Origin of the sequence: Pseudoxanthomonas sp. LjRoot125 (assembly GCF_964252705.1) — a bacterium.
GTDB lineage: Bacteria > Pseudomonadota > Gammaproteobacteria > Xanthomonadales > Xanthomonadaceae > Pseudoxanthomonas_A.
Genome location: NZ_CAXUOY020000003.1, coordinates 1 through 18392 on the forward strand (window position 1 = coordinate 1; position 18392 = coordinate 18392).

13 protein-coding genes are annotated in these 18392 nt (G+C 67.7%); 7 read left to right on the top strand and 6 right to left on the bottom strand.

Going from position 1 to position 18392, the window contains the following annotated elements:
- On the top strand, positions 1-994 hold a 994-nt coding region (locus ACSION_RS17085; protein WP_435306989.1), incomplete at its 5' end, for an OmpA family protein.
- Positions 995-1093: 99 nt separating this feature from the next.
- Here ACSION_RS17085 and ACSION_RS17090 read toward each other — a convergent pair.
- The 6 genes from ACSION_RS17090 to ACSION_RS17115 form a co-directional block, all read right to left on the bottom strand.
- Positions 1094-3247: a prolyl oligopeptidase family serine peptidase gene (locus ACSION_RS17090; RefSeq protein WP_435306990.1), complete on the bottom strand. Its 2154-nt coding sequence runs from the start codon at positions 3245-3247 to the stop codon at positions 1094-1096.
- Between the two features lie 55 nt (positions 3248-3302).
- Positions 3303-5417, bottom strand: a complete 2115-nt coding sequence (locus tag ACSION_RS17095) for a TonB-dependent receptor (RefSeq protein ID WP_435306991.1) — start codon at positions 5415-5417, stop codon at positions 3303-3305.
- 134 nt (positions 5418-5551) lie between these two features.
- Positions 5552-7834 (bottom strand): TonB-dependent receptor domain-containing protein, encoded by a 2283-nt coding sequence (locus tag ACSION_RS17100; protein WP_435306992.1) that lies wholly within the window; start codon positions 7832-7834, stop codon positions 5552-5554.
- Between the two features lie 98 nt (positions 7835-7932).
- Complete coding sequence (locus tag ACSION_RS17105; RefSeq protein WP_435306993.1) at positions 7933-9081, bottom strand: FecR family protein; 1149 nt, start codon at positions 9079-9081, stop codon at positions 7933-7935.
- Positions 9074-9643 (bottom strand): RNA polymerase sigma factor, encoded by a 570-nt coding sequence (locus ACSION_RS17110; protein ID WP_435306994.1) that lies wholly within the window; start codon positions 9641-9643, stop codon positions 9074-9076. The genes ACSION_RS17105 and ACSION_RS17110 overlap by 8 nt, the downstream gene beginning before the upstream one ends.
- A 177-nt stretch (positions 9644-9820) precedes the next feature.
- Positions 9821-10540, bottom strand: coding sequence for a FadR/GntR family transcriptional regulator (locus ACSION_RS17115; RefSeq protein ID WP_435306995.1), 720 nt, complete (start codon positions 10538-10540; stop codon positions 9821-9823).
- 138 nt (positions 10541-10678) lie between these two features.
- Here ACSION_RS17115 and ACSION_RS17120 point away from each other — a divergent pair, with 138 nt between their 5' ends.
- From ACSION_RS17120 to aldA, 6 genes are all read left to right on the top strand, one after another.
- A complete protein-coding gene (locus ACSION_RS17120) occupies positions 10679-11419 on the top strand; it encodes a (Fe-S)-binding protein (protein ID WP_435306996.1) in 741 nt (246 codons plus the stop codon).
- Entirely contained in the window at positions 11416-12099 is a 684-nt protein-coding gene (locus ACSION_RS17125; RefSeq protein ID WP_435306997.1) for a LutC/YkgG family protein, read from the top strand. The genes ACSION_RS17120 and ACSION_RS17125 overlap by 4 nt, the downstream gene beginning before the upstream one ends.
- Positions 12096-13559, top strand: a complete 1464-nt coding sequence (locus ACSION_RS17130) for a LutB/LldF family L-lactate oxidation iron-sulfur protein (RefSeq protein WP_435306998.1) — start codon at positions 12096-12098, stop codon at positions 13557-13559. The genes ACSION_RS17125 and ACSION_RS17130 overlap by 4 nt, the downstream gene beginning before the upstream one ends.
- A gap of 102 nt (positions 13560-13661) precedes the next feature.
- Positions 13662-15650, top strand: a complete 1989-nt coding sequence (locus tag ACSION_RS17135) for a sigma-54-dependent Fis family transcriptional regulator (RefSeq protein ID WP_435306999.1) — start codon at positions 13662-13664, stop codon at positions 15648-15650.
- A gap of 360 nt (positions 15651-16010) precedes the next feature.
- Positions 16011-16871 (top strand): transporter, encoded by an 861-nt coding sequence (locus ACSION_RS17140; protein WP_435307000.1) that lies wholly within the window; start codon positions 16011-16013, stop codon positions 16869-16871.
- 70 nt (positions 16872-16941) lie between these two features.
- A complete protein-coding gene (gene aldA, locus ACSION_RS17145) occupies positions 16942-18378 on the top strand; it encodes an aldehyde dehydrogenase (RefSeq protein WP_435307001.1) in 1437 nt (478 codons plus the stop codon).
- The last annotated feature ends 14 nt before the right edge of the window (positions 18379-18392 follow it).

Here is an 18392-nt window from a genome sequence, read left to right on the forward strand (position 1 = left end):
TACGAAAACCTCCCTCCTGTGCGCCGCCGTGCTGGCCGGCCTCGTCTCCACTGCGCATGCCCAGCAGACGCAACTGACGCCGGCGCGCGAGCGGATCACCGACGAGGCGATCCACGCCGACCTGACGGGCTACGAGCACACCCAGGGGCGCATCCAGGCGCTGAACGATGGGGGCCGTCCGGTCCGCGACTACCACCTGTCGAAAGCGCAATGCTGGCTGGACGTCTCGTTCCACGAGTATTCGCGCAACGACCGCAGCGCCTTCCCGCAGGAAGCACTGACCGAGTCGGAGAAGCTGATCGTCGGCATGGAGCAGGGCGTCACGCCGCTGCCGACCGACACGCCGCTGGTGAACAATGCCGCACGCGTGCGCGAGGACCTGTGGAAGCGCCTGGGCGCGATCCACGGCACGCCCGGCTTCGCGTGCGCGCAGCAGGCGGTCGCGTGCGGCGAAGTGGAGCTGGTACACGCCGGCAATGAGTTCAACCAGCAGCAGTGGCGCCATGCCAAGCCGTACATCCAGATCGCCGAAGACTGGGTGAGCGATGCCGAAGCGCTGTCGCGACAGTGCGGTACCGCGCCGAACACGCCGGCGGTGTTGCCGGTGGACACGGTGTTGACCGCGAACGTGCTGTTCGAGTTCGACCGTTCCGGTCGCAACGACATCCGCAGCTACTCGCTGCAGAGCCTGGACCGCGAACTCGGCCGCCTGCGCGAAGAGGGCCTGACGCTCACCGGCGTCGAGCTGGTCGGCCACGCCGACCGCCTGCAGGGCCGCGGCCACGACTACAACCAGGCGCTGTCCGAGCGCCGCGCACAGACCGTGCGGGCGCTGCTGGTCGAACGGGGCATCGACGCCGCCAAGGTGACCTACCGCTTCAAGGGCGACAGTGAGCAGGTGCAGCAGTGCGATGGCGTGAAGCCGCAGGCCGCCTTGCGCGAATGCCTGATTCCGAACCGTCGCGTCGAGGTCCGGCTGAGCGTGGCACGCTGATCGACGCCCGCTTCCGATCGGAAGCGGGTGGTCGACGCGATCGGGAGGCGTTCCGCGAGCGTAGCGCGGCGATGCGGCGCTACGCTCTGGTGGATCGACTCAGCGCGGACGAGTCTTTGCCGGGATCAGCGCATCGATCAGGAACGTCATGCGCAATGCCATGAGCTCCGGATTCCGGAACGCGTCGCTGACGCCATGTCCGCCTTCCTCGTCCTCCAGGAAGTAGACCGGTGCACCCGCATCGGACAGGCGTGCGGCCAACTTGCGCGCGTGCCCGGGGCCCACGCGGTTGTCCTCGGTCGAGATGGTGACCAGGAACGACGGGTACGTCGTGCCCGCGCTGACGTTCTGCATCGGCGAGTAGGCGAGCATCGCGGCGGCCTCGTCGGGCTTGTCCGGGTTGCCGTACTCATTGATCCACGCTGCTCCCATGCCCATGTGGCGCATGCGGATGAGGTCGGTGAGCGGCACGTCGCTGACGACCGCGCCGAACAGGTCCGGCCGCTGCGTGCCCAACGTCGCCGACAGCAGGCCGCCGTTGGACATGCCGAACACGCCGATGTGTTCCGGCGTGGTGTAGCCCGTCGACACCAGTTGTTCCGCCACGGCGATGAAGTCGTCGTAGGAGCGTTGGCGATCCTTGCGGATGGCTGCCTGGTGCCAGGCTTCGCCGCGTTCACCACCGCCGCGGATGGCCGGGATCGCGAGCGAGCCGCCCCGGTCGAGCCACAACTTGAACGCCGGTCCGCCGACCGTGTAGTCGAAGTAACCCGGGCGGTAGGAGATGCCGAACGCGCCGTAGCCGGTCATGAACAACGGCTGCGGGCCATTGGCCGGCGTCTTCGGCCGCAGCAGGTAGTAGTCCACCCGCGTGCCGTCGCGTGAGGTCGCCGTGCGGATCTCGGTCACGTAGCGATCCTCATCGAACAGGACGCGGTCCTTCGCCAGCAGCGTGAGCGGCTGGCCCGGTCGGAACAACTCCTGCCGGCGTGGCGCGACGAAACCGTTCGTTGCGACGATCAAGTCGTCGTCCGAACTGCCGCCACCGCGTACCGAGATGTTGTCGCCAGGACGTCCGGCGAGCGCTTCTTCGACCTTCCAGCCACCGGTCGCCGGCGCGGCCAGCAACACCCGGGGCACGAGCTGCCGGTTGACCACGAACGCGAGCTTGCCTTGTGCACTGGCGATGTCGCTGCGCCCTCCCAGGTAGTCGCCGCCCGACGGCGTGTACACCTGCGTGATCTTGCTGCCGGCAGGAACGGTCGGATCGCTGTTCCAGGCCAACAGGGTTTCGGCCGGATACGCCTTGCCTTCGACCACCTCGTCGCTACCGAGCTGGACGATCACCTGGTCGCCGACCAACGCCTGCACCGCCATCGGCTTCAGCGAGCGCGGCAGCGCGGCCTGCTCGATCTTGCCCTGCTGGGTGACGGCGAACACATCGAAGGTGGAGTAGTTGATCGCGCGCACGATGATGCCGCGCCGCTGCGCACCTTCCCCGACCGCGAACAACTGGACGATCGCATCCGAGGGTTCGGCGGCGTAGACCTCGCGTGCGTTCGCGAGCGGCTCGCCGCGCTTCCACAGCCGCACCGACGCGGGCCACCCGGCCAGCGTCTTCGCGGCGCCGTTGGCCGTGTGCTCGACGATGATCTGATCGGGCCCCATCCATTCGGCGAAGGCGCGCGCCTTCGGCGTCCGGAAGCCGCGGTCGACGAACGCGCCCTTGTCGAGGTCGAACTCGCGGATTTCGACTTCGTCGCCGCCCGCCGGCGACAGGCGCAGCAGGCATCGACTGAAGGCGGGCGCCAGGCAGGCGCTGGAGAGATCGTAGGCCTGCAGTTCCAAGGGTGCACTTTCCGCCTTGCGCAACTGGCCTACGTCCAGGACCGTGCGCCATGGTCCCGGCAGGCCTTTGGCATCCCGCGCTGCAAGCTGGAGCAAGCCATAGGGGTGCTCGGCGTCGCGCAGGAAGCGCACGGCGCGCGGTCCCATCAACGTGATGTCCGGTTCGGCCGCGCCGGTAGCCAGCGCCGTCGCCAGTTCGGCCTTGACCGTCGCGTAGGCCGGCAGGGCACGGAGCTTCGCTTGCGATGCCGCTGTCTTCGCGCGCGCCCACGCCAAGGCCTGTGTGTCGTGTGGCGCTTCCAACCACTGGGGATCGTCGGGCGTCTGCGACATCGCGGGGGATGCTGCGGCCAACGCGACCAGCGCCAGCGCGTGCAGGCGCGGCGTCTTGATATCGATGTGCATGGGTTCTTTCCTGTCAAAGGGCCGGCCGCCGTTGCGAGGCGGCCGGCCGGTCGGATTAGAAGCTGTAACGGAAGACCACGCCGTAGGTGCGCGGACGGAGGCGGTTGGCCACGCCGAGCGTGGTGCGTGCGTTGAGCGCGCCGTCCTCGTTGGTCAGGTTGTCGCCGTAGAGGAAGGCCGACCAGCCCGCGTCGGATTCCACGCCGATGCGCGCGTCGAGCATCGTGATCTCGTCGCCGGGGGAACCGGCGGTGAGCGCCGTTTCGCGTGCCGAGTCGTAAACCACGCCCGAGCGCACGACGCCGCGCAGCTCGCTGCCGATGTCCCAGCTGTAGGCGGCGGATGCGCTCAGGCTGTTGCGCGGCACGTTATAGACGTCGGTGCCTTTGTTCAGTGGCGTGCCCGGCACGTCGGCCACGTAGGTCGCATCGATGATCGATCCGCCGATCTGCAGCATCAGTGAGGCGCTGGGCGTGTAGACCACGTTGACTTCCACGCCCTTGTTCTCGGTGCCCTTCGAGTTGGTCAGGCCGTTGATGGTCGAGGTGATCGGCACGCGGACCGCCACGCCTTCCCAGTCGCTGTAGAACACCGCACCCTCGACCAGCAGGCTGCCGTCCAGGAACAGCGACTTGGCGCCGAGTTCATAGGTCGTGATCGAATCCGGATCGATCGTCGACGGCAGTTCGATGCCGTTGGCCTCGGCCAGCAGGATGGACGAGATGGGCTGCAACTGGCCGGAACGGAAGCCGCGCGCGGCGCTTGCGTAGAGGGTGGTGTCCTTGGCGGGCTTGAAGGACAGCGACACGCGCGGGTTCCAGCTGTCGAAGGTCGCGTTGAGGGTCGACACGCGCGTGGTGGAGACGGAAATGGCGTCCACGTCATCGCTGAAGTAGCGGATACCGCCGGTGACCGCCCAGCGCGGGTCGGGCAGCTTGACGGTGACTTCGCCAAAGACCGCATAAGCATCGTTGGTCTGGCTGGAGCTGCTGGGTGCGGCCGTGCCCACCTGGGAAGCGTCGTTGCGCTCTGCTTCGCGCAGGTAGTAGCCCACGGTCCAGTCCACATTGCGCTCGCCGGTGGAGGACCAGCGCAGTTCCTGCGTACGCACCTGCAGGTTGATGTTGCTGACGTAGGTCGTCGTCGGGTTGAGCATGCCGTCGTTGGCGTAGTCCAGCTCCGCGTCGGCGAAGGAGTAGAACAATTCCGAGCCGCCGAAATCGTAGGTGCTCACGAAGCTGGCGGTGTGCCACTCGTCGTTGTTGCTGTAGAACGAATTGGTGGTCAGGTCGTCCAGCGCACCGTTGCCGCCGCCGGGCGCTTCGGATTTGTACTTCCAGTAGGCCAGGTCCATGGTCCACTGGTCGACGGGCGCGAAGCGCACCTTCACGCGGCCGGTCTTGACCCGCTGTTCGTTGATGTCCTTGTTGCCGGTGTTGTTGTCGTCGGTCCAGCCCGACAGCTTCTCGTCGGTCACCGCGACACGCGCGGCCAGCCGGTCGTCGATCAGCGGGATGTTGATCACCGCCTTGCCGCCCCAGCCGTTGCTGCCGCCCTGCGTGGTGGAAGCCGAGGCTTCGATCGCGCCTTCGAACACGTTGAAGTCCGGCTTGCGCGTCAGGATGCGGACGGTGCCGCCCATCGAACCTTCGCCGAACAGCGTGCCCTGCGGGCCCTTCAGGATCTCGACGCGATCGATGTCCCACGAGCGCGCTTCCGGATACCACGGCACGCTGACGCCGGTGAAGGGGATCTCGTCGAGGTAGTAGCCATTGTCATTGCCGCCGAGCGAGCTGGAAACGCCGCGGATCTGCACCTGGGTGAAGCCGCCGCCGTTGTCGACGGAGCCGGCGCCCGGCGTCATCGTGATGATCTCGGACACGTTGGCGATGCCGAACGCATCGATCTGTTCGCCGGTCACCGCTGTCATCGCGATCGGCACGTCGATCTGGCGCTCGTTGCGCTTGCGCGCGGTGACGGTCACGGAACCGAGGTCCTTCACGCCTTCGGCCTTCGGCTGCGCTTCCGCCGTGGCCTGCGCAGTGGCGTCGCTGTCCTGCGCATGGACGTTGCCCGCGAACAGCAGGGCGGTGGCGACACCCAGGCACAGGGCTTTGCGCGCGGGGAGCAACGTGGAGGGAAATGACGAAGAACGGGCGATGCGATTCACGGAATTCTCCTGGAGGCTCGATGGGGGCGCGTGTGCGCGATCGAGGACCAGGCGTCTGATGTCTGGCCTCTCAGAAAGCCGTGACGATCAGGTGAATCAGAAGTGAAATATTCGAGACATCTTTTTTCGTTGCATCAGTAACGGACTTCCAGCTCCACGCCCAGCGTGCGTGGACGCAGCCGCGTCGCGAGGCCGCGTGTCGTGCGTGCATCGTCGGAGCCCTGCTCGTTGGTGAGGTTGTCGCCGTACATCGTGATGCTCCAGCCTGCCGTCGTTTCCAGCGAGACCCGCACATTGGCCGACAGGATGTCGTCGCCGGGAGATCCTTGCGTGAGCGAGACCTGCCGCGCGCTGTGGTAGCGCAAGCCCGCGCGCGCCACGCCCTGCATGCCGCGAGCAAGTGTCCGGTGATATTCGCCGGATGCACTCCAGGTCAGGCGAGGCGCGTTGTATACCGGCGTGCCGCGGGTGATCGCCGTGCCCTCGACATCGGCGGTGTACGTCGCATCGATCCATGCGGATTCCAGCTGGAACGAGAGGCGGTCGCTGGGTTGGTAGGTGAGGCCCATCTCCGCGCCGCGGATCTCGGCGCCATCGGAGTTGACCAGGCCGTTGAAGACGTCCGTCACCGGTACCCGCACCGGCACATCGCGCCAGCGGCTTTGGAAGACCGCGCCTTCCAGCAGCAGTCGGCTGCCGTACGCCAGCGCTTTCGCGCCGAGTTCGGCGGTGACGATGCGGTCGGAATCGATGCGGGTCGGCAGCGTGATCCCGGCCTGTTCCGCAAGCAGCAGCGAGGTGATCGGCTGCAATTGGCCAGAGCGGAAGCCCTTCGCGAGGCTGGCGTAGACCGTCGTGTCGTCCGCCGGCTTCCATGACACGCCCAAGCGGGGGTTCCAGCTGTGGAAGCGTTCGTCCAGCGAGGTCTGCGCATTGCGGGTCAGGGACACGCCGGACACCTGGTCCTGGAAGTAGCGCAATCCGAAGTTGACGCTCCACGCAGGGTGCGGCAATTGCACGGTGAGGTCGCCGAACAGCGCGCCACCCTCGTTCTCCTGGCGTGACCGGCTCGGCGTGACATCGCCGATCGCGCTCGCATCGAAACGGCGCGCCTGGCGATGGTAGGCGCCCCAGGTCCACGAGACCGTGCGCGGGCCCGTCGAACTCCAGCGCAGCTCATGGGTGCGCACGTCGATGTCGATCATGCTGTCGTAGGCGGTCTGCGGCAGGATCTCGCCTTGCTGGTGCTGCGTGAGGTCGGCTTCCGCATAGGTATAGGTGAGGGTGGAGCCCTCGGCTTCGTACGTGCTCACCAGATTGGACGTGGTCCAATCGGCGTTGCGTCCGTAGTAGTAGGACACCTGCATGTCGTCGTTGGCCGCATAGCCGCCACCGGGTGCGCTCGAGTCGTAGGACCAGTGCGCCGCGTCCAGTTGCCAGCGCGCCGTGGGAAGGAGTGTCGCGCGCACCCGTCGGGTCCGCACATGTTGCGTGTTGATGTCGCGGCGGCCGTCCGTCGCATGGTCGACCCAGCCCGGGAGCGACTCATCGGTGGCGACGGCGCGGATCGCGAAGCGATCTTCCAGCAGCGGAAGATTGAGCATCAGCTTCGCCGTCCAGCCGGTGCCGCCTCCGCTCGCGGTCGACCATCCGGCCTGGGCCCGCAAGGCGACGCGGTCCAGTTCCGGCTTGTGGGTGAGGATGCGCACCGTGCCGCCCATCGACCCTTCGCCGAACAGCGTGCCCTGCGGTCCCCTGAGCACTTCGACCCGATCCAGGTCGAAGGCGCGCGCGTCGGGATGCCAGGGCACGGTCACGCCGGTGAAAGGAATCTCGTCGAGGTAGTAGCCGTTGTCGTTGCCGCCCAACGAGCTGGACACGCCGCGGATCTGGACCTGCGTGAAGCCGCCGCCGACGTCCACCGACGATGCGCCGGGTACCGAATCGATCGCCTGCGCGGCATTGTCGATGCCCATGGCGTCGAGTTGGTCGCCATCGAGGGCGGTCACCGCCAACGGTACATCGATGCTGCGTTCCACCCGACGCCGCGCGGTCACCTGCACGGTCGCCAGTTCGGTGGGGACGTGCGCGATCGGTGGTGGCGACGGCGCGGGGCGGGGCGCCGCGGCCTCGGGCGAGATCGTGACGACGCCATTGGCGCGGAATGCGTAGCCGAAGCCGCTGCGGGCGAGCAGCAGGCGAAGCGCGTCTTCATTGGCCAGCCGACCGCGCACGGACGGTGTGCGTGGCGCTGTCTTCAGGTCGCCGATCGCGACGAACTGGATACCCGACTGTTCGGAGAACGCGATCAGCGCGTCCTCGAGGGACTGCGCGCGGATGGAGAAAGTGGAGGACTGCCGCGACCGATCCTGTGCATGCGTCGCCGCGCCGAAGGACGCGAGGGCGAGCAGCAGCACGACGCGCAGCCAGCACAGGACCGACCCCGGTCGCTTCGCGCGGGGAACGCTCGCTGCTGGTCGGACTGCACGTGCGCTCAAGATCCCCGGTCGTCTCCCTAGCGTCGAACCGTGGGTGGACTCGGCGCCGCCGCGCCCTTGCCAGCGGGCAGGCGGGAACTCGGTACGTTCGGCACCAGCAGGATCTCATCCTGCTTGCGTACCACCGACAGCGAGAGAGCCTGGGCCACGCTGTCCAGCCACACATCCAGGTCGGTCGTGCTCCAGCGACCGGTCACCCGCAGCTGCGCCAACTGCTTGTCTTCGAGGACGATCGGCAGCCGCGAGTACCGGTTGAGGTCGGCCACGACATTCCCCAGCGTCTCGCTGCGGTAGGTGACCTTGCCCTGCAGCCACGCGAGCGTCGACGCCGCATCGAGGTCGACGGGGCCCTCGAGCGGTCCGCCTTCCACCAGCGTCGCGCTCTGGTTGGCCACCAGTTGCACAACATGGTTGGCGATGCCGCCGCGATTCGCGCGCAGGTCGCTCACCTGCACGCGCCCCTCCGTCACCACCACCCGCACGCCTTCGTTCCGGCGCGCGACGCTGAAGTGGGTGCCCAACGCCTGCGCCATCGCGCCGCCGGCACGTACTTCGAACGGCTTGCCCGGATCCTTGGCGACGGAGAAATAGGCTTGCCCGCGTACCAGTTCCACCTGCCTGCGCTGGCTGCTGTACTGCACGACGACGGCGCTGCCGGCATCCAGGTCGAGGCGCGAACCATCCGGCAGCGTCGTCTTCCGCGGCGCGCCGATGTCGGCGACGAGATGGAGTTCGGACGGCGTGCGCGGCGCTTCGTGCTTCCACAGGCCAACCATGACAGCCAATGCCGCGACGCTCGCCGCCAGCGCGCCCCATCGACGCGCAGGGGAGCGCACCGGCCGGCGCGCAGCGACCGTCGTCGAGCGCGGCCGGAAGGTCGCGTCGGTGATGGCGGGCCGCGAGGGCGCGGCTTCTCGCGGTGTCTCCGCGCCTGCGGGAGCAAGCGACTGCCGTGCTTCCACCACGTCTTCGGCGCGGACGTCGGCCGCCGCATCCCACAGCAGGTGCACATCTTCGAAGGCTTGCGCGTGCAGCGGCGATGCCTCCATCCACGCGTTCCACGCATCGATGTCGGCATCTTGCAGGTCGTGCTCGCTGAGGCGCAGCAGCCATTCGGCGGCTTCCTGCAGCGCCTGCTCGCGTGCCGTCTGGGTGTGGTCACTCATGATCGGCGCCTTCCCGGTCGTCCCTGAGTTCATCGAAACGCATCTGGCAGAGGGCCAGTGCCCGTGCGACATGGATCCGCACCATCCTGTCCGTGAGATCGAGCCGCTCTGCCGCTTCCTTGAAACTGCATTGCTCCATGCGCACGAGCCGGAAGGCTTCGGCGCACTTGGGCGGCAATTCGGCCAGCACGGCGGGCAACCGTTCGACCACCCATCGCGCCCTGGCGGACCGCTCGGGATCGGCGCCCGGATCCGGCCAGAGATCCAGCCCGTCGGGTTCCGGCAGTTCGGTATACGCGCGCCGGCGCAGCAGGTCGGTGGCCAGGTTCTGGGCGATCTTGAACAGCAGGGCGCGTTGGAAGCTGACGACCTGGTCGTTGCCGAGGTTCAGCAGGCGGGCGTAGGCCTCCTGCGCGACTTCGCGTGCGTCCTCGTAGGACCCCAATCGCAATTGCAGCGATCGGATGAGGGTCGTGTTGAGGTTCCTGACGAGCTCGGCGGCCTGGCCCGCGACCATGCCCGGCTGCGTGTCGCTCGAACGTTCGCCCGGACCGGCCTGCATGGCAGGCTCGGCGCTCTCGGCAGCGGGGTGGCGGGCGGGTTCCATATGCAGCTAGACGAACAAGACCAGGGAAAGTGAAACGGCTCGGTCCCTGTCGCCGGATCATGGGGCAACCCCGAGTTAGCCAGATTCTTGTGCGCCGCGTCAAACCAGCGCCCGCGGTGCGTCTCGTCCTGCTCAGCCCGAGGTGCGCGCGGCCCGCGTCACCCGCGGCAACGCGTTGAGCTGCACGGCGACATAGTCCATGTGGCCGCCGGCGACCGCCCGCGCACGCTCGGCATCGCGCTGCAGGATCGCCGCCAGCAGAGCGTCGTGCTGCGTGCGCAGTTGCTGCGAGACCGGTGACTGTGGCGACAGCCCGGCGAGGCTGACCTGCACGTGGTCGTGCAGCAGCGCGAGCAGGGAAGCGATCAGGTAGGAGAAGACCGGGTTGTGCGTCGCGTCGGCGATTGCGCGATGGAATGCGACATCGCTGCGGATCTGCGCCAGCCGGTCGCTGCCGCTGTAGGCCGCGTCCACGGCGGCGTGCGCCGCCTGCAGGCGCGCGCGGTCGCCGTCGTCGTGCCGCAGCGCCGCCAGTTCGGCGGTGCGGCCTTCCAGCATGGCGCGGAATTCCACCAGGTCCGCCTGCAGCATCGGGTGGTTGCGCGCCATGTCCTGCCAGATCTCCGCCATCCGGCGCTCGGTCGCGGCGATGACGTACGTGCCGTCCCCTTGCCGGCGCTCCAGCACGCCGCGTGCGACCAATCGGCCGATCGCTTCGCGCGCGGTGGCGCGCGACACCTGCAGGCGCTCTGCCAGCATGCGCTCGGCGGGCAGCCGTCGGCCGGCGACGTAGCGCCCGTCCGCGATGCCTTGTTCGAGATGGCGGGTGACCTCGGCGACCTGGGACGACATGGTGACCTGCGCACTGGATTGGTCTGACCAATATACCGCCCTTGGTGGGCCGGCACAGACTCCGGTCCGGACAAGACAGACCCGCCCGCCATGCGCTCGCCAGATCCTGCCGGCTCCTCCCCCTCTCGGGATGTGTATGTGTTCGCCACGTGCGTGGTGGACCTGTTCATGCCCGACGCCGGCCTTGATGCGATCGCGGTGCTGGAGCGCCTGGGCTGCCGCGTGCATGTGCCCGATGCGCAGACCTGTTGCGGCCAGCCTGCCTACACCAGTGGATTCCCCGAGGAATCGCGCCGGGTCGCGGCAGCGCAGCTCGATCTGTTCCCGCAGCCGTGGCCTATCGTGGTGCCTTCGGGATCGTGCGCCGGCATGATGCGCCACCACTGGCCGCGCCTGTTCGAAAGCGATCCCGCATTGCAGGCGCAGGCACGCGACATCGGTGCGCGCGTGGTGGAGTTCAGCGATTTCCTGGCCGCCACCGATCTGCCCTTGCCCGTCGCCGCCACGAACGATCCGGTGTCGGTGTGCCTGCACACGTCGTGCAGCGCGCGTCGCGAAACCGGTGCGCTGGCCAGCGGGCGCCGCTTGCTGGAAGCGCTGCCGGGCGTCGAGCTGAAGATCCAGGCGTACGAATCCGAGTGCTGCGGGTTCGGCGGAACGTTCGCCGTGAAGCAGCCCGAGATTTCCGCCGCCATGGCGGGCGACAAGGCCGATGCGCTGAGCGACAGCGGCTGCGATGCGTTCGTCAGCGGCGATTGCGGTTGCCTGCTCAACCTCAACGGCACGCTGGCACGCCGCAAAGCCGTGTTGCAGGGCCGGCATATCGCCAGCTTCCTGCGCGAGCGCTGGGGCTTGCCGGGACCGGAGGGTGGCGCATGAGCGCATCCGCGGCGCCATCGCGCGCGCGCAGCGCGATCCTCTCGCGCTTGCGCGCTGCCGAACCGGTCGCGCTTGCCGCGCCCGATGTCGCCGGCCACTACGCGGAAGCGGAGGCGTTCCCACGGGACGCATGGCGCACGCGTTTCATCGCGCAGGCGCGCGGTTGGCGTGCCGAGGTGGTGGAGACCGATGCGCACGGATGGCCCGCGGCATTGGCCGGCATCCTGGCCGCCAAAGGGGTGCGCCGCCTGATGGCCGGTCGCGATACATCGATCGCGGACGCCTTGCAGGCGAACGACCTCGGGGTCGCGCTGGACTGGTACGACGCGCCCATCGAAACGCTCAAGCCGGTGCTGTTCGACACGATCGATGCAGGCATCACCACGACACTCGGTGGCATCGCCGAAACCGGCAGCCTGATACTTTGGCCGGATGCGCGCGAACCGCGCACGCTCTCGCTGCTGCCGCCGCTGCATATCGCGGTCCTGCGCGAGGAAACGCTGCAGCCGACGCTGCACGCCGCCATGCGCCAACAGGACTGGGCGGCGGGGCTCCCGACCAATGCGCTGCTGGTGACGGGCCCTTCCAAGACCGCCGACATCCAGCGCCTGCTGGTCTACGGCGCGCACGGCCCGCGCGAGCTGGTCATCCTGTTGCTTCGTCCGGAGTCCGCGGCATGAGCGCCCAGCGCCCCGTCGCCGATCCCGTCGCGTTCAAGGACAACGCGACCCTGGTGCTCGCCGACCCTGTGTTGCGTCGGGGATTCCGGGGCGCCATGGACTACCTGGCCGACAAGCGCGCCGCGCAGTTTCCCGACCACGACGCGTTCGAACGGTTGCGCGGGCTGGGCGAACATATCCGCAAGCGCGCGCTGTCGCGGCTTCCTGAGTTGCTGGAGCAGCTGGAACAGGCGCTGTGCGCGCGCGGCGTACAGGTCCATTGGGCCGAAGACGCCGCCGACGCCAACCGCATCTTCCTGGACATCGCCCGCCGCCACGACGCGACGATGATGGTGAAGGGAAAATCGATGGTCAGCGAGGAGATCGAGCTGAACCATCGTATGCAGGACCACGGCGTCGCCTGCGTCGAAACCGACATGGGCGAGTACATCCTGCAGCTCGACGGCGACCGCCCCAGCCACATCATCATGCCGGCGATCCACAAGACCAAGGAGGACGTGGCGGCGATCTTCGCCGAGCACATCCCGGACGCGGGCTACACCGAAGACGTGGACCAGCTCATCGCGATCGGGCGCGTCGCGCTGCGGGACAAATTCCGGCAGGCGCGCATCGGCGTCTCGGGCGTCAACTTCATGGTGGCGGAGACCGGCTCGCTGGTGCTGGTGGAGAACGAAGGGAACGGACGGCTGTCGACGACGGTGCCCGACGTGCACATCGCGATCACCGGCATCGAGAAGGTCGTCGAGAAACTGGAGCACGTGCCGCCACTATTCACTTTGCTGACGCGATCGGCCACGGGCCAGGCCGTCACCACCTACCTCAACATCATCAGCGGGCCGCGCCGCGAGGGCGAGAAGGACGGCCCGCGCGAGGTCCACCTGGTCCTGCTCGACAACGGACGCAGCCAGGCATTCGCGGAAGAGAATTTCCGCGCCACGCTGCAATGCATCCGGTGCGGCGCGTGCATGAACCATTGCCCGGTGTATGCCCGCATCGGCGGTCTCTCCTACGGCACCACGTACCCCGGGCCCATCGGCGCGATCATTTCGCCGCACCTGCTGGGGCTCGAGTCGACGCGCGATCTGCCGACGGCCTCCAGCCTGTGCGGCGCATGCGGCGATGTCTGCCCGGTCGGCATTCCGATCCCCGAGTTGCTGGTGCGCTTGCGCGAAGCGGGGCGGCATCGCGCTCCCGCAATGCAGCAACGCCAAGCGTTGAAGGGGCAGGGAGCAGTGCGTAGCATCCCGGAGGTCATCGCCTGGAAGGCATGGCGCGTGCTGTATTCGAGTCCGGTGCGGTATCGCCTGTTTGCATGGATCGCCTCCCGGTTGCGTGGCCTCACGCCGGCGCGCCAGGGGGGCTGGACACGCTCGCGCACACCGCTGACGCCCGCGCCGCGCTCGCTGCGCGAGCGCCTGCGGGTGGTGCGCGCCATCACGCCGGACGCACGGGAGGAGTAGGGGAACACGAAGCAGCAGGCGCCGGACCGGGAGCATCCGCGCGTCCATACACATCAACGGCACGCAAGCAGGAACGTCTTCGGCCGGCCTGGGAGGGGTGGCATGGCAACTGTCCAGCAACACGTCGAAACGGTGTTGCGCGTGGTCCATTCGGGATCGCCGCATACCGGAAGCAACGCCAATACCGATCTGATCCACCGTTCGTGGCGCCGGTGCGCCAACGAACACGCGCTCGATCCCGCCATGCGTCCGGACGTGCGCATCGAAACCCGGTCGCGGTTGCGCGAATGCCGCCAGCAGGTGGAGGAACACCTGCACGTGGCGCGCGCCGGCATGGAGCAGCTCTACAAGCACGTGTCCGATCTCGGTTACGTCCTGTTGCTGACCGATGCGGAGGGCGTCACGCTCGATTTCATCGGCAACGACACCTGGGACGCACCGCTGCGGCGCGCCGGCCTGGCGCTGGGCGCGAACTGGAACGAGATCCACGCCGGTACCAACGGCATCGGCACCTGCATCGCCGAGCAGTCCACCGTGATCTGCGATCGCGAGGACCATTTCTACATCGGCCACATCGGCCTGAGCTGCACCAGCACGCCGCTCTACGATCCCGATGGCGCGTTCATGGGCGCGCTGGACGTGTCCGCGCTCTCGTCGCCGGACCGGCGCGAGAGCCTGCACCTGGCGCGTCACCTGACCGTGCTGCATGCGCGGATGATCGAAGACGCCAATTTCATCCGCCAGTTCCGCGCGCACTGGATCCTGCGCCTCGGCACGGTCGGTCCGCTGGTGGACGTGTGCGGCGAGCTGATGCTGGCGGTGGATCGCGATGGCCGCATCGTCGGCGCCAACAGCGGGGCCCGCCAGCAGCTGCGCCTGCTGGAGTCGATCCACATCCGCGACGACGCGCGCGCGCAACTGGTCGGGAACCACCTGACCGGCGTGTTCGGCACGCGCATCGATGATATCTGGCGGCTGACGAAGGGTACCTCGCACGATTCGCGCGGCGTGGTCACGACCTGGGACGGACAGGGCTACCACGCCTCGATGATCGCGCCCAAGACGGCACCGCGCGTGCAGGCGGCAGACGCCGGCGAACCGCCGCGCGACCCCGTGCAGAACAGCGTGCTGTCGCGGCTGTCCGGCGGCGATGCGCGCATGGACCAGCTGCTCGAGCGCGCCGCGCGCCTGGTCGACAAGCCGGTGAGCATCTTCCTGCAGGGCGAAACCGGCACCGGCAAGGAAGTGCTGGCGCGTGCGCTGCACGACGCCAGCCGTCGCGCGGACCAGCCGTTCGTGGCGGTGAACTGCGCCGCGATCCCGGAGTCGCTGATCGAAAGCGAACTGTTCGGTTATGCGCCGGGCACGTTCACGGGCGCGCGCAGCAAGGGCATGAAGGGCCTGATCCAGCGATCCGACGGCGGCACGCTGTTCCTCGACGAGATCGGCGACATGCCCCTGCCGCTGCAGACGCGGTTGCTGCGCGTGCTGGCCGAGCGCGAAGTGCTGCCGCTCGGTGCGGACGAACCGGTGCGCGTGGACCTCAACGTGGTGGCGGCCTCGCACCGCGACCTGCGCCGGCAAATCGTGGCGGGCACCTTCCGCGAAGATCTCTACTACCGCCTATGCGGCGCGACGCTGGCCCTGCCGGCGCTGCGCGAACGCGGCGACAAGACGTTCCTGATCGAACGCATCCTGGAAATGGAAGCGGAAGCGATGGGCGTGCGGGCCGCGATCGATCCGGCCGCCGTGGCGGTGCTGCTGCGCCACGACTGGCCTGGCAACATCCGCGAACTGCGCAATGCCCTGTGCTATGCATTGTCGATCGCCGATGGCGCCACCGTCGGCATCGACCACTTGCCCCAGGAAGTCTTCGAGGACGAGGCATCCGCTGTGCCAGCGATGGCGACCGTCATTCCGTTCCCGCGCGAGACTGCGGCCGGCGATGACGAACGTGGCGAGTTGCTGGAGGTGTTGCGCCGCAATCGATGGAACATCAGCGAGGCAGCGCGCGACCTGGGCTCGTGTCGCGCGACGGTCTATCGACGGATGAAGCGGCTGGAGATTGTCTCGCCCACACAGTCCGGCTGACCTCGCTCGACCGCGTGCCTCGCCCAACGGCCCGTCCTGGTGACGGGCCGTTTGCTTTTCCGACGATGCGTGCCTGCGACACCTGTCGCAGGGGCCTGCGACAGATGGTCGCAGGCAGGTGTTGCAACTGCGCTGCGCTGCCGCATGAAACGCGCGTCTTCCGCATTGCCTGATCGCGCCAAGTGATTGATTCATCGCGTTGACGTACGCATTTCTCGCTGCGCTGCAACGTGGCACGCGCCTTGCGCTACCTCTCCTGCGGACCTGGTGCGCACGCGCGCCAACGTCCCGGAACCACCGTCGCGACGCGGGCAAGGACCCGCGGCGACCGGTCCATTCACACGGGAGGGAAGCATCACCATGAAGAAAGAGACGATGCGGTCGGTGTCGCGCCTGCAGCCGCTGCTCGCGCTGTCGCTGCTCGCGGTCGCGGGAACGGCCAGCGCGCAGACCACGTTCGACGTGATCGGGCCGCGCGAGTACGAATTGCCCGTCGGCTTCGAGCCGTTCAACGTATTCGTGCAGTACGCCACGTACCAGGACAACGCGCGGATGTTCGATGCCGATGGCGATCGCGTCGACGGCTCGGGCAGCAAGGCGCTGACCGGCTTGTCGAAGTACGTGCGCTTCTGGACGCCGGAGTCGAACAAGAACATCGGCGTGGCCTGGGAAGTGATCGTGCCGGAAGTGGCGATCCGCAATACCTCCGCCGCGGCGGGTGACCGCCACATCAGCGGCATCGGCGATCCGCTCACCGGTTTCGCCATCTGGTACAAGCCCAGCGAGCGCGCGACCCTGGGCTTCCAGTCGTTCGTGCAGATCCCCACCGGCACCGAACGCGTCAGCGACACCAACTGGAAGAACCTCTCGAGCTTCTTCTGGGATTGGCGGATGGGCGAGAAGTTCGGCTGGACCGGCGATGCGGGCTTCGTCTGGCAGAGCCGCCGCGACAACGGCATCCAGCCCGGCCTGTCGCTTCATACCAACAACCGCTTCGCTTACCGGGCCACGCAGCGCCTGGAGCCCTTCGTCGCGCTGGACGCCGAGCACACCGAAGCCAACGACGGCTTGCCGTCGGGCTGGGCGCTCGATGGTGGCGCCGGCCTGATGATCCACACCTTCGACAACCAGTCGATCACGTTGCGCTATTCCACTTCGCTGGACGGCAAGAACCACAGCGTCAACGACAGCCTCAACCTGAAGTACGCCTACGTCTGGTGAAGGACGCAGGAGGCCTGCCGCTCCCCATGGGCGGCAGGCCGGCAAGGACAACGCACGCCTAGGAAATCCCATGACACAGACCTACCAGAACTACATCGATGGCGCCTTCGTCGCCGGTGGCAGCGCGACCATCGACGTGACCAACCCCGCGGACGGAAAGCTGCTCGCCCGCATTCCCGACAGCGACGCGGCCACCGTCGATGCGGCCGTGTCCGCCGCGCGCCGCGCCCAACCGGCGTGGGAGAAGCGCGCGCCCATCGAGCGTGCGGGCTATCTCCGCCAGATCTCCGCCAAGTTGCGCGAACACCGCAAGGACCTCGCGTCGGTCATCGTCCGCGAACAGGGCAAGATCCAGCAGCTGGCGCAGGTCGAAGTCGACTTCACCGCCGACTACATCGACTACATGGCCGAGTGGGCGCGTCGCCTCGAAGGCGAGATCCTCACCAGCGACCGTGCCAACGAGAACATCTTCCTGTTCCGCAAGCCGATCGGCGTGGTCGCCGGCATCCTGCCGTGGAACTTCCCCTTCTTCCTGATCGCACGCAAGCTCGCGCCGGCGCTGATCACCGGCAACACCATCGTGATCAAACCGAGCGAAGAAACGCCGATCAATGCCTACGAGTTCGCCAAGCTCGTGGCCGAGACCGATCTGCCGAAGGGGGTGTTCAACCTCGTCGGTGGCCTGGGACGCAGTACCGGGCAGGCGCTGGTCGAACATCCGGAAGTCGATCTGATCACCTTCACCGGCAGCGTCGGTACCGGCAGCCGCATCATGCAGACGGCCGGCCGCAACCTGACGCGCGTGAACCTGGAACTCGGCGGCAAGGCGCCGGCGATCGTCCTCGCCGATGCCGACCTGGACCTTGCGGCCAAGGCGATCTACGACTCGCGCGTGATCAACACCGGGCAGGTCTGCAACTGCGCCGAGCGCGTCTATGTCGAGCGCGGCGCACATGAAGCGCTGGTGGAGCGACTGGTGAAGCTGTTCCGCGACACGAAGTACGGCGACCCGTCGGAGCGCGACGACCTGCAGATGGGGCCGCTGGTGAACCAGGCGGGCCTGGACAAGGTGTCGGCCGCGGTAGAGCAGGCCAAGCGCGACGGCGCCACCATCGTCACCGGCGGCAAGCCGGCCGATCTGGGCAAGGGCTTCCACTACGAGCCCACCTTGATCGTGGATGCGCGCGCGGACATGGCGATCATGCGCGAAGAGACCTTCGGCCCCGTGCTGCCCATCCAGGTGGTGGACAGCCTCGACGAAGCCATCGCACTGGCCAACGACTCCGAGTACGGCCTCACGTCTTCGATCTTCACCCGCGACATCAACGCGGCGATCAAGGCTGCGCGCGAACTGCGCTTCGGCGAGACCTACATCAACCGCGAGCACTTCGAGGCGATGCAGGGCTTCCATGCGGGGCGGCGCAAGTCGGGCATCGGCGGCGCCGACGGCAAGCACGGCCTGCTCGAGTTCACCGAGACCCACGTGGTCTACCTGCAGACGCCTTGAAGAAGAGAACGACA

What these genes read in the sequence shown, in the direction of transcription:
- ACSION_RS17115 (WP_435306995.1), bottom strand. Translation starts at nt 10,540, where the DNA reads ATGTCGTCCCAGGTCGCCGAGGTCACCCGCCATCTCGAACAAGGCATC.
- ACSION_RS17130 (WP_435306998.1), top strand. Translation starts at nt 12,096, where the DNA reads ATGAGCGCCCAGCGCCCCGTCGCCGATCCCGTCGCGTTCAAGGACAAC.
- ACSION_RS17140 (WP_435307000.1), top strand. Translation starts at nt 16,011, where the DNA reads ATGAAGAAAGAGACGATGCGGTCGGTGTCGCGCCTGCAGCCGCTGCTC.
- ACSION_RS17105 (WP_435306993.1), bottom strand. Translation starts at nt 9,081, where the DNA reads ATGAGTGACCACACCCAGACGGCACGCGAGCAGGCGCTGCAGGAAGCC.
- ACSION_RS17090 (WP_435306990.1), bottom strand. Translation starts at nt 3,247, where the DNA reads ATGCACATCGATATCAAGACGCCGCGCCTGCACGCGCTGGCGCTGGTC.
- ACSION_RS17125 (WP_435306997.1), top strand. Translation starts at nt 11,416, where the DNA reads ATGAGCGCATCCGCGGCGCCATCGCGCGCGCGCAGCGCGATCCTCTCG.
- aldA (WP_435307001.1), top strand. Translation starts at nt 16,942, where the DNA reads ATGACACAGACCTACCAGAACTACATCGATGGCGCCTTCGTCGCCGGT.
- ACSION_RS17135 (WP_435306999.1), top strand. Translation starts at nt 13,662, where the DNA reads ATGGCAACTGTCCAGCAACACGTCGAAACGGTGTTGCGCGTGGTCCAT.
- ACSION_RS17110 (WP_435306994.1), bottom strand. Translation starts at nt 9,643, where the DNA reads ATGCAGGCCGGTCCGGGCGAACGTTCGAGCGACACGCAGCCGGGCATG.